This is a genomic window from Flavobacterium sp. U410 (genome assembly GCF_053570605.1).
In genome coordinates this window covers 1-12894 of the sequence record NZ_JBSEFI010000021.1, presented here as the reverse complement: position 1 = coordinate 12894, position 12894 = coordinate 1, and the positions used below count along the sequence as shown (strand labels likewise).

The following is a 12894-nucleotide window of genomic DNA, read 5'->3' as shown; positions in this document are numbered from 1 at the left end:
ACAATTAAATTAATTTCTTAAGATGAAGTTAAGCTTTTTTTAAGAACTGCCATTGTAGGATTATAAAAGCTTATGTAAATTTGTATCGTAAAAAGATTAATAAAAAACACGCTAAAAATAAATTCTATGAATCTGAAAACAAAATTAATTTTAATGGCATTATTGGGATTAATAATTGCTTGCTCTAAGAATCCTTTCACAGGGAAAAGTTCATTAGCATTAGTACCTAATAGTCAAATTTTGCCTATGTCATTTCAACAGTATAATACTTTTTTATCTGAAAATAAGGTAATTGCAGGAACAACAGATGCTAAACGGGTTGAGAATGTAGGAAGAAAAATTAAAACGGCAGCAGAAAGATGGTTAAATGCTCATGGTTATACTAATTATTTAGAAGGGTATGAGTGGGATTATAAATTAGTGGATAGTAAAGAAGTAAATGCTTGGTGTATGCCAGGAGGAAAAATTGTGGTATATAACGGTATTTTACCGGTTTGTAAAGACGACGCAGGGTTAGCAACTGTTTTAGGGCATGAAGTAGCGCATGCTTTGGCGAATCATGGGCAGCAAAGAATGAGCGCAGGAGTTTTGCAGCAAGCCGGCGCTGCCGGAGTAGCTATTGCAACAGGAGGGAAGAGCGCTGAAGAGCAACAATTATGGATGACTGCTTATGGAGCAGGAAGTCAATATGGAGCGATGTTGCCATTTAGTCGTTCGCATGAAAGTGAAGCCGATATGATAGGTTTGACTTTAATGGCTATTGCAGGATATAATCCGGATACTGCGGTTACTTTTTGGGAAAGAATGGCAGCTCAATCAGGAGGATCTTCAACACCTGAATTCATGAGTACTCACCCAAGTAATCAAACGCGTATTGATAATATTAAAAGTTTAATTCCACAAGCCAAAAAAGAAGCAGAAGCTTTTGGAGTGACTTTTAAATAATAATTTCATAAATTGAATTAAATCCCGATATTAGTCGGGATTTTTTATACACTATTATGAAAACACTTGAAAAAGGAAGCCAAAAGCTACTTAATGCATGGGCTTTTTACGATTGGGCCAATTCAGTTTATGCACTTGTTATTTCATCTTCAATTTTTCCGTTGTATTATGGAGCCTTATTTCGCATTAAAGGAATTGAAGAAATCTCCGTTTTTGGCAAAATGGTTAGAAGTGAATCTTTAATTAGCTATACAACTGCTATCGGATTTATTATCATTGCAATCATTTCGCCTCTGCTTTCTGGGGTGGCTGATTATCTCGGAAACAAAAAGTTCTTTTTGAAACTTTTCTGTTATATTGGCTCTATTTCTTGTATGCTGCTTTATTTTTTCTCACTGGAAAACATAGTTTTAGGGTTGTTTATTTATATGTTAGCTTTAATAGGTTTTTGGGGAAGTTTAGTCTTTTACAATTCATATTTGCCTGATATTGCTTATCCTGACCAACAAGATAGAATTAGTGCCAAAGGCTTTGGAATGGGATATATAGGAAGCGTTGTGTTGTTACTGATAAATTTAGGTATGGTGATGAGTGTCTCCGATGAAAGTAAACCACAAATGATGCGTTATTCCTTTGTTTTGGTGGGCTTGTGGTGGATTGGTTTTAGTCAGTATACATATCGTTTTTTACCTAACGGAAAAAACAATAACAAACTCCATAAAGATGTCTTTTTTAACGGCTTTAAAGAGTTGATAAAAGTTTGGCACCAATTGAAAACGGTTCTTCCTTTGAAGCGTTATCTTGGGGCTTTCTTTGTATATAGTATGGCTGTTCAAACCGTAATGATTATTGCTGCGTATTTTGGAGAAAAAGAAGTAGCTTGGGGTGATGACGGAGAACGAACACAAGGTTTAATAGTTAGTATTTTATTGATTCAATTGATTGCTGTATTAGGAGCTTGGTTAACATCTAAAGCGTCAAAAGCTTACGGAAATATTATCGCTTTAATAGGAATTAATTTTCTTTGGATACTCATTTGTGCATATGCTTATTTTGTGGTTACACCAGGAGAATTTTACATTGCAGCGGCATCAGTAGGTTTGGTTATGGGAGGTATTCAATCGCTTTCTCGTTCCACATATTCCAAATTGATTCCGGAAGACACAGTAGATACAACATCTTTCTTTAGTTTTTATGATGTAGCCGAAAAAATAGGAATTGTCATAGGAATGTCAATCTATGGTTATGTAACAGATATTACTGGAAAAGCACAAAATGCTATCTTGTTTTTAATCTTGTTCTTTATTTTGGGGTTAATTTTATTGACAAGGATACCAAGAAAATAGAAAAAATAATTTACATTTGAAATGTTAATAATAACTTAAATAAAAATGAAGAAAATTAACTTTTTAACTCTTTTAATTGGAATTTTTACATTAACTCTATTCTATTCTTGTGATACAGAACCTATTGATCCGGCTGTTTTACAATCTATTGAAGAAGAAGCAGGAAATGAATCTCCTACAAATGACGGAGATAATGGCAATACTGGAGGAACAGGTAACTCAGGTAATACTGGTGGTTCAACAGGAGGGGGGACTTCAACAGGAGATTATTGGCCAACTACAATAGGAAACTGGTGGCAATTTGACCAAAATGGAACTACGGCAGATCCTTCTGAAATAGTAGGCACCGATGTGTTTAATGGAGCAACTTATTATAGATTTAATTCTCAAAGTGGTTCAGGAACATCTGTTTTTGGAACAGCAACGTTTTGGTTGAATAAAAATGAAGGAGTTTATACCATAAAAATTGATGATATTGTTATAGATTTTAATGGATTATCCGGAACTCAAACAGGTTATGAGTTTGTGGTTTTGAAAGATAATTTAAGTGTTAATGAATCATGGAGTGGAAGTTATTCTCAAACAACGACCTATAATGGTGTACCGCCAATTACTCAAACGGTTAACTATACTGGTACTATTTTAGCTGTAGGAGCTACTGAAACAGTTGATGGAGAGACTTTTGAAGATATCATTAAACTTGAAATTACACAAGCTATCAATTTATCGGGTATGGTAACAAATATTACTTCTGAATATTGGTTTGCTAAAGATATTGGACCTGTTAGAACTTTTACAAGTGGTTTCTCAGGAACTCCTGGAACAGAAACTATTTTGGTTAGTTATGCAGTAAACTAAGTAAAAGACTTAAAAAAATGTACTTTAACCCGAAGTTGAAACTTCGGGTTTTTTATTGGCATAAATCTTGACATATAGTTAAAAAATAAGAGAATGGATTCTTTTAAATTATTGATAAACAAATGATTTGAATAAAAATAAATTATAAAGAATCTATTTTTAACTGACAAAATGACTCAATAATTATTATGCCAAATACAAAAATTGTAACACTAGACAATTTGTCACTTCAAGACATGCAAGCCGATGCTGAATTAATTCCATTATTGACTCCGGAAGACGAGGAGGAAATGAATAATGAATTACTTCCTAATGACTTGCCTATATTGCCATTACGCAATACTGTTTTATTTCCGGGAGTTGTCATTCCAATTACAGCAGGAAGAGATAAATCTATTAAATTGATTAATGATGCAAATGCTGGCGGTAAAGTCATTGGGGTAGTATCTCAAAAAGACGAAACGGTAGAAGAGCCTTCTCCTAACGATATTTTCCATATTGGTACAGTAGCCCGTATTATCAGAGTCTTAAAAATGCCAGATGGTAATACCACTGTTATTTTGCAAGGAAAAAAGCGTTTCGAAATAGATGAATTCACGCAAGAAGAACCGTATTTAAAAGCAACTATTAAAGAAGTTCCTGAAGTTCGTCCGGAAAAAGATGATCAAGAATTTACAACTATTGTTGATTCTATCAAAGAACTTGCCATTGAAATTATTAAGGAGAGTCCAAATATTCCAACTGAGGCTACTTTTGCGATTAAAAATATCGAAAGTAGTCCGTTTCTAATCAATTTTGTATCTTCTAACATGAATTTGTCGGTAGTAGATAAACAAAATTTACTATCGGTTAAAAATCTAAAAGACAGAGCTTTAGAAACGTTGCGATTCATGAATTTAGAGTTGCAAAAGCTGGAATTGAAGAACGATATTCAGTCTAAAGTTCGTTTTGATTTAGATCAACAACAACGAGAGTATTTCTTGCAACAGCAAATGAAAACCATCCAAGAAGAATTGGGTGGTGTTTCTCATGAGGCTGAAATAGAAGAAATGCGCGAAAAGGCAAGAACAAAAAAATGGGATGAAAAGGCAGCAACTCATTTTGAAAAAGAACTTTCCAAATTACAACGCACTAATCCGAATTCGCCTGATTTCGGAATTCAAAGAAATTACTTGGAAGTAATGTTGGAGTTACCTTGGAGTGAGTTTACTAAGGATAATTTCGATTTAAAACGCGCTCAAAGAATATTGGATCGCGATCATTATGGTTTAGAAGAAGTTAAACAGCGTATTATTGAACATTTAGCAGTTTTAAAACTACGAAATGACATGAAATCGCCTATTTTATGTTTATACGGACCTCCGGGAGTTGGTAAAACGTCAATTGGTAAGTCAATTGCTGAAGCTTTGGGAAGAGAATATGTTAGAATGTCGCTTGGTGGTTTAAGAGATGAAGCTGAAATTCGCGGTCATAGAAAAACCTATATCGGTGCCATGCCGGGAAGAATTATTCAATCCATCAAAAAGGCAAAAACATCAAATCCGGTATTCGTTTTAGACGAAATTGATAAATTATCATCAAGTCATAATGGTGATCCGTCTTCAGCTTTGCTTGAAGTTTTGGATCCTGAACAAAATTCAGAATTCCATGATAATTTCTTAGAAATTGGTTACGATTTATCAAAAGTGATGTTCATTGCTACTTCTAATAGTTTATCAACTATTCAACCTGCGCTTCGCGATCGTATGGAGATTATCGAAATGTCGGGTTATACGATAGAAGAGAAGGTTGAGATAGCTAAAACGCATTTATTACCGAAACAATTAAAAGAACATGGATTAACCGAAAAAGACCTTCAAATAGGTAAAAAACAATTGGAAAAAATCATTGTGGGTTATACACGTGAATCAGGAGTCCGTGGTTTAGAAAAGAAAATAGCAAAAATGGTTCGCCATGCCGCAAAATCGATTGCCATGGAAGAATCATACAACATAAAAGTTACTGACGAAGATATTATTGAAGTATTAAAATCACCTCGTTTAGAGCGCGATAAATATGAAAATAATGAAACTGCCGGTGTTGTAACGGGATTAGCTTGGACTTCGGTTGGTGGTGATATTTTATTCATTGAATCGACGATTTCTAAAGGAAAAGGAAGCATGACGATGACCGGAAATTTAGGTACGGTAATGAAAGAATCGGTTACCATTGCTATGGAATACATCAAGTCAAATGCCGAAAATTTAGGAATTAGTCCAGAAGTTTTAGAGAAATATAATATTCACATTCACGTTCCCGAAGGCGCTACACCTAAAGACGGACCAAGTGCAGGTATTGCGATGTTAACGTCAATGGTTTCCAGTTTTACACAAAAACGCGTTAAAAAGAGTTTGGCTATGACCGGAGAAATTACCTTAAGAGGTAAAGTGCTACCGGTTGGCGGAATTAAAGAAAAGATCTTAGCAGCTAAAAGAGCGAATATCAAAGAAATTATTCTTTGTAAAGAAAATAAACGTGATATCGACGAAATTAATCCTGATTATTTAAAAGGTTTAACTTTTCACTACGTAGATACCATGAAAGAGGTGGTTGATTTGGCAATAACCGATCAAAAAGCAAAAAATGCAAAATCACTTTAATTCAATAATTATCTAAAAATGAAATCCGATTAGCTTTTTAATCGGATTTTGTTTTTTATATCTTGATATAATTTTATCTTCGCATTTGCGTTATGCCCTTATAGCTTTGCAAGATGTATAAAAAATTCTACTTATTATTATTCATTTCATTTTCTACATATAGTCAAATAGGAGGGAAATACGTATACCAATTTCTTAATTTGGCGCAATCTCCCAGACAAGCAGCTTTAGGTGGTAAAACGGTTACAGTAGTAGATTATGACGTAAACCAAGCGGTTTATAATCCGGCAACTATTAATGCAGATATGCATAATCATTTATCGGTGAATTACGGAAGCTATTATGGAGAGGTTTCTTATGGGACAGCTGCCTACGCTTACACTTGGGATCGACATGTTCAAACGTTTCATGCCAGTGCAACTTATATTAATTACGGAACTTTTGAAGGACGTGATGAGATGGGAAATTTAACGGGGGATTTTACAGGAAGTGAAGCTGCTCTTTCTTTTGGTTATGCTTACAATATTCCTTGGACAGATATGTATATTGGAGCCAATGCAAAACTGATTTCCTCAACTTTAGAAAGCTATAATTCTTGGGGTGCCGCTACCGATTTAGGCTTTTTGTACATCGATGAAAAAAATGACATCAATTATGGAATAGCGGTTAGAAACTTAGGTTTTCAAATTAAACCGTATGCTGATACTCGTGAAAAATTACCATTAGCTATTGATGCCGGTATTTCCCAATTAATGGAACATGTTCCTATTCGTTGGCATGTCACTATGGAAAATCTGCAACAATGGAATATTGCCTTTTCAAATCCCAATAGAGCTCAAGCTACTTTAGATGGAGAAACAACGGAAGAAAAAGTTTCTTTTTTTAATAATGCATTACGCCACTTAATTTTAGGAGCCGAACTTTTTCCTGAAAAAGGGTTTAATCTTCGCTTGGGGTACAATTTCAGAAGAGGAGAAGAGTTGCGAATCGTAGATCAACGCAATTTTTCAGGTATCTCTATGGGTGTCGGAATTCGATTTGGAAAAATAAAATTTGATTATTCTTACTCTCGCTATACTTTAGCAGCTAATACCAGTTTATTTGGTTTAATGATTAATTTGGATAACGAATAAAATAGCAATCTCATGTCTGATTTAAGTGATTATCGTAAGTCGTATGAAAAAAGCGAATTACTGGAAACTAATATTCCTGAAGATCCAATCAATTTATTTCATCGTTGGTTTTATGAAGTAGAAGATTTTGGCGGAATTGGAGAAGTAAATGCAATGACGGTTTCTACTATTGGTTTAGACGGATTTCCAAAGAGTAGAGTAGTGCTTTTGAAAAAGTTTAATGAAGAAGGTTTCATTTTCTATACTAATTATAATTCGGAGAAAGGGAAAGCCATTCAAAACAACCCTAACATTTGCCTGTCATTCTTTTGGCACAACATGGAGCGTCAGGTAATTATTAAAGGTGTTGCTGAAAAAACTTCAGTTATAGATTCTGATAATTATTTTGCTTCCAGACCTGATGGAAGTAAATTGGGAGCTATTGTTTCACCACAAAGTGAAGTAATTCCCAATCGAGAGTTTTTAGAAAATAAGCTTAAAGAGTTAGAAAAAGAATTTGAAGGAAAAGAGATTCCTCGTCCGCAACATTGGGGAGGATTTTTGGTTCGTCCTGTAGAAGTGGAATTTTGGCAAGGAAGACCTAGTCGCCTACATGATAGAATTCGTTATAAATTATCAGAAAATTTTTACTGGCAGATAGATAGATTATCTTCTTGATTCTCAAATGTTTAAAAAATGTTAAAAATTTAAGTATTTCATCGATTTTATTTGCGTGTTATCGATTGCTTTGTAATTTTGTCTTGAAAATTAGTCGTTTGTCGATTAAATGATGTGTTTTTAAAAGATAAAATTACTAAAGCTATTTGCTAATGAAGAAAAACGCGATTAACCTTTTTGCCCTCCTATTTTCAATTACCATTTTAACCTCCTCATGTAGCGCTGAGAGTGTAGAGGATAACGTAACAGCAACTACTGAGATTCAAAAAAGTTATAGTCATTCAACGGAAGAGTTGGAAGTACTAGACTTAATTAATACTTACAGAGTTGAGCAAGGTCTAACTCCATTAAGTATTATTGAACACATTTCCTATAAATCAAATGAACACAATGTTTATATGGTTGAAGTCGACCAAGTAAATCATGATGGTTTTGAGGAAAGAAAAAATAATTTAGTTCAAGTATTAGGTGCCTACAGAGTAGGTGAGAATGTAGCTTATGGTTACTCAACACCTGAATCTGTGGTTGATGCTTGGATAGCGAGTTCTGCTCACAAAGAAAACATATTAGGAAATTTTTCTCATTTTGGTATCTCAATTACTAAAGATACTAACGGTAGAAGATATTATACTAATATGTTCATCAAAAAATAACCCCTACTGCAAATAGGGGTTATCCAATGAATTAGAGTGTAGAGGTTAAAAATAACTAATTCATCTTGGTAACAATAAATTCACTTCTTCTGTTTTTTTGGTGTTCTGCTTCACTGCAAGGAACACCATCAGAGCAGTTATTTACTAATTCTGTTTCTCCATAACCTTTAGCGGTTAGTCTACTTCTCTGAATTCCATTTTTAACCATGAATTCCAAAGTAGATTTCGCTCTTCTGTCACTTAAAATTTCATTGTAGCGGTGAGTTTGTCTACTGTCAGTGTGGGAGCGAATTGAAACTTCCATATTAGGGTATTGTTTCATAACCTCTACAATTTTTTGTAGATCTTTTGCAGCATCAGATCTAATATTCCATTTATCTAAATCAAAATATATTATACTGATATCAAAAATTTTAGCCAGATCAGTTCCTTCTTCAACAGGGAAAACATTTCTTTTTAGAGCAAAATTAGCTTCAGTTTTTCCCTCTTTTTCAGCTGTAGTAACACCTCTTTCAGTTGTTTCATATTCTTCTTTTGATACTCTTACATTATATTGGGTTTGACAATCTAAAGAAAGAAATTCATAATAACCTTTGTCATTTGAAGTGGTAGTTGCTAACTTGTTCATTTCCGAATCATATAAGGTAATTGCAGCACCGGGAAGAATTTCATCTGTATCAATGTCTGTTATAATTCCAAAAATGGTTTGTTGGCAAATTTTAAAGGAATAAATATCATCATATCCTTTACCACCTTCTCTGTTAGAAGTAAAATACCCTTTTTTATCAGCATCTATAATAAAACCAAAATCATCCATTGAGCTATTTATCGGCTTGGCTAAATTGACAGGATCTTGGTAAGAATCATTTTTCCATTCCGATTTAAAAATATCCAATCCGCCTAGACCTAACTGTCCATCTGAGGCAAAATAAAGATTATTATCTCCATCTACAAAAGGGAAACTTTCACGTCCTTCGGTATTGATGGTTTTACCTAAATTTTCGGGTTTCCCAAAGGAATTTCCGTTAATACTTACTTTGTAAATATCAGAGTTTCCAAAACCTCCGGGCATATCTGATGCAAAATATAACGTTTTTTCATCTTTACTTAAAACCGGATGTGCTGTGCTATAATTATTGCTATTAAAAGGTAATTCTTCAATGTTTTTCCATTCACCTTCAATCAAAGAAGCTTTGTAAATTTTAACTAAGGTACTTTTATCATCATCTTTTCCTTTTTTACCATTATTGAAATTATTTCGTGTAAAATACATTGTTTTTCCATCTTTGGTAAAGGTAGGAGTGGATTCGTTGAATTTAGTATTGATCTCTTTCGAAAAATTTTCAGGAGATGTAAAAGTACCGTCATTATTTCTGGTAACAGAATAAAGATCAGTAAAATTTTGGTCGGTCCAATCATGAATTTTGTGATAGAGTGCACCTTCTTTTCTTGCTGAAGAAAAAACAAATTGTTTGCCAAAGGGAGCTAAACCATAATCGGAAAACTCAGAGTTTATACTTGTGGTATCAATAGTATATTTTCCTGAATTGTGATCAATTTCATTGAGATAATCTTTGTTTTTAGCATAACGCTTCCCTCTTGAATCATCTGTTTTTTCATTGAAAAGTTCTAAATATTTATTTGCCTTTTTATAATCGCCGTTAGCTTTTAAAGCTTGAGAATATCTAAAATAATATTCGGGTTCTAAATCATTTTCTCCCAGAGCAAATAATTCGCCATACCATTTAGCAGCCTGATCTAATTCTCCATTGAAATAATAAGAATTCCCCAATTTTTTAAATAACTCAGGCGATTTATAACCTTTATCTACTACCTTTTGATAAATATCAATAGCATCAATATAAGAGTAGTTTTTATATTTTTTATCGGCTGTAGTTAATTTAGATAGTTGCGCTTGTCCCAACAGACAAGAACAAATCATAAATAAAGTGATATATAAAGTTTTCATAATCAATCAATTTAGAAGAATCTTGGCGACGTGATTCGGTTATTTTTAAAGATTTCAAATCGTAGAAAAATTTCATGTGAACCAGAATTATAGTTAGACAATTTAGTTGTCTCTCTATCATATCCGTAACCGGCAAAAATTGAATTGGTAATTTGAAAACCTACAAGTCCACTTAAGGCAGAATCCCAACGATAAGCTACTCCAAGTGTTAACTTTTCATACAATAAGAAGTTAGCTGTAACATCCACTTGAATAGGTGCTCCTTCAACTATTTTTGCTAAAGCAGCAGGCTTAAATTTTAAATTAGGATTAAACTCAAAAACATGACCTGCAATAGCATAAAAGTGCATTTTTTCTTTGTTTACAGTGACATCATTATCGTTGTACCTATTGGTTTCAAAGAAATTAGGAATAGACAATCCGACATAAGTTTGGTCTGAAAATAAGTACAAACCTGCACCTAAATTCGGTGAAACCGAATTGTCAAAATTTTGAAACTGAGGATCGCTTTGATGGTAAATATCGAGTTTATTTACGTCGAGATTAAAAAAATCAGCGGTTCCGCTTAAACCAACAGAGAGTTTATAATTTTTTGAAATTTGGATAAAATAAGCCAAACTTGCTGAAATAGAACTGTCATCGGTAGGACCAATTCGATCATTAGTAAAAGATAATCCCAAACCAAAATTAGAATCACCTAATGGAGTATGCGCCGATACATTATTAGTTACAGGTGCTCCATCTAATCCAACCCATTGCGTACGGTGTAAAAGAAACATAGTTAATGATTCCCTAGAACCTGCATAAGCGGGATTTACATTCAAGGTATTGTACATGTACTGTGTATATTGCGAATCTTGTTGGCCAAAACACATCATAGGTAACAATACAGATAATATAATGATATATAGTGTTTTCATGATAATTTCTTTTTTGTTATTAGCGATGTTCAGATTAACGAGTTAAATATAAATATCCAGACAAATCAATGGTTTGGTTTTGCTCATCTCTATATTTTATGATATAGAAATAAGTTCCATCCGGTAGAAGTTCATTTTTATTAAATGTTCCTCTTCCTTCAGAATAGCCTTTAAAGGCAATCATTTGATTATCATAACCACTAGCATCATAAACTAAGATTCCCCAACGGTTATAAATTTGAACGGAATTATCAGGATAACAAGTCAATCCATCAATGAAGAATACATCATTATACCCATCATTGTTAGGAGAAACCGCATTATATACTTTAACAGAGCATGCCGGCAATATTACACAATCATCGTGAACGTGCATGTAAATTTCATAAACTATCGGACAATCATTGTCTTCCAGATCAACAATGTATTGTAAGGTGTAATAACCTACTGTTACATTTGTTGGATCAAAATAAGAACCGGATAGTCCACCGGAATTAGTAACTTCAATCCATTCACCATTAGTCGGTATTGACTCTCCCAATATACTAAATAAATCAATAGGTTTTTCCTCTGTACAAATATTGTAAGGAATTGCATCAAATGGCTGACTGACAGTTACATTTATTGTTTGAGTTATCGTATCATTATTTCCACAATCATCATAAAATGTCCATTCTCTTATGATAATATATTCATAAATTGAAATGGTTGTTGTAGTTTCATTGTAAACTATATCAGCCACATTAGAACAATTGTCACTTAGCTCTAATTGAGGTATTTCCGGAATTTCAGAGCATGCAACAGTCAATTCTGTATCTATTGGTGTAACCAAAACAGGAGGGGTGATGTCATATATACTTATTGTTTGACTATAAGAAGTTTCGTTACCACAACTATCTGTTGCAGTCCAAGTTCTTATCAATGTATATTCACCAGCACAGCTTTCTCCTTCAGAAATAATTTCTTCATTTAAAGTTACAGTTGTAGAAGACGAACAAGTATCTGTTGCTAAAACAGTAGCTGCAATTGGAATTTCATCACATTCAACAGACATGTCTGCTGGCAAACTAGAGCTAAATGTCGGCGCTGTAGTATCCTGAATGGTGAAAGTAGCCGAAGAAGTTGAGCTGTTACCACAATCATCAGTCGCAGTAAAGGTCACTAAAACCGAACCACTTGCCCCGCAATCATCGGATAAAGCCGAATAATCATTAGACCAAGTCACAGACGAACAAGCATCTGTTGACGAAGCGCCACCGTTAGAAGCCAACCAACTTTGCAAGTCGGTAGTATTTCCGTTACCGTCACATTCCACGTTTACATCGGAAGCCGAAATGTCAATAGTCGGAGCAGTTGTATCCTGAATGGTGAAAGTAGCCGAAGTCATCGTTGCATTACCACAATCATCAGTCGCAGTAAAGGTTACCAAAACCGAACCACTTGCCCCGCAATCATCAGATAATGAAGAATAATCATTAGACCAAGTCACAGATGAACAAGCATCTGTTGACGAAGCGCCACCGTTAGAAGCCAACCAATTTTGTAAATCGGCAGTATTTCCGTTACCGTCACATTCTACGGTTACATCGGATGCCAAAGTATCGATTGTTGGTGCTGTAGTATCCTGAATGGTGAAAGTAGCCGAAGAAGTTGAGCTGTTACCACAATCATCAGTTGCAGTGAACGTCACTAAAACCGAACCGCTTGCCCCGCAATCATCGGATAAAGCCGAATAATCATTAGACCAAGTCACAGACGAACACGTATCGGTAGC

General features: G+C 34.2%; 10 protein-coding genes. 7 read left to right on the top strand and 3 right to left on the bottom strand.

Annotation, left to right across the window (positions count from 1 at the left end; all coding sequences use genetic code 11):
• The first annotated feature begins 126 nt into the window (after positions 1 to 126).
• The 7 genes from ACUSJC_RS13395 (at position 127) to ACUSJC_RS13365 (ending at position 8231) form a co-directional block, all read left to right on the top strand.
• Positions 127 to 945, top strand: coding sequence for a M48 family metallopeptidase (locus ACUSJC_RS13395; RefSeq protein ID WP_449270073.1), 819 nt, complete (start codon positions 127 to 129; stop codon positions 943 to 945).
• A 56-nt stretch (positions 946 to 1001) separates the two neighbouring features.
• On the top strand, positions 1002 to 2291 hold the full coding sequence (locus tag ACUSJC_RS13390) for an MFS transporter (RefSeq protein ID WP_449270072.1): 1290 nt from the start codon (positions 1002 to 1004) through the stop codon (positions 2289 to 2291).
• 45 nt (positions 2292 to 2336) lie between these two features.
• On the top strand, positions 2337 to 3149 hold the full coding sequence (locus tag ACUSJC_RS13385; protein ID WP_449270071.1) for a hypothetical protein: 813 nt from the start codon (positions 2337 to 2339) through the stop codon (positions 3147 to 3149).
• A gap of 188 nt (positions 3150 to 3337) precedes the next feature.
• Positions 3338 to 5788 (top strand): endopeptidase La, encoded by a 2451-nt coding sequence (gene lon, locus ACUSJC_RS13380; protein WP_449270070.1) that lies wholly within the window; start codon positions 3338 to 3340, stop codon positions 5786 to 5788.
• Positions 5789 to 5901: 113 nt separating this feature from the next.
• Positions 5902 to 6921 carry a type IX secretion system protein PorQ gene (porQ, locus tag ACUSJC_RS13375; RefSeq protein WP_449270069.1) on the top strand — a complete coding sequence of 340 codons (1020 nt, stop codon included), beginning with the start codon at positions 5902 to 5904 and terminating at the stop codon, positions 6919 to 6921.
• A gap of 12 nt (positions 6922 to 6933) precedes the next feature.
• A complete protein-coding gene (gene pdxH / locus ACUSJC_RS13370) occupies positions 6934 to 7578 on the top strand; it encodes a pyridoxamine 5'-phosphate oxidase (protein ID WP_449270068.1) in 645 nt (214 codons plus the stop codon).
• Between the two features lie 152 nt (positions 7579 to 7730).
• A complete protein-coding gene (locus ACUSJC_RS13365; protein ID WP_449270067.1) occupies positions 7731 to 8231 on the top strand; it encodes a CAP domain-containing protein in 501 nt (166 codons plus the stop codon).
• A gap of 55 nt (positions 8232 to 8286) precedes the next feature.
• On the opposite strand, the gene ACUSJC_RS13360 is transcribed toward ACUSJC_RS13365, so the two are convergent.
• The 3 genes from ACUSJC_RS13360 to ACUSJC_RS13350 all read right to left on the bottom strand — a co-directional run.
• Entirely contained in the window at positions 8287 to 10200 is a 1914-nt protein-coding gene (locus ACUSJC_RS13360) for an OmpA family protein (RefSeq protein ID WP_449270066.1), read from the bottom strand.
• Between the two features lie 11 nt (positions 10201 to 10211).
• Positions 10212 to 11120, bottom strand: coding sequence for a PorP/SprF family type IX secretion system membrane protein (locus tag ACUSJC_RS13355; RefSeq protein WP_449270065.1), 909 nt, complete (start codon positions 11118 to 11120; stop codon positions 10212 to 10214).
• 34 nt (positions 11121 to 11154) lie between these two features.
• On the bottom strand, positions 11155 to 12894 hold a 1740-nt coding region (locus ACUSJC_RS13350; RefSeq protein WP_449270064.1), incomplete at its 5' end, for a gliding motility-associated C-terminal domain-containing protein.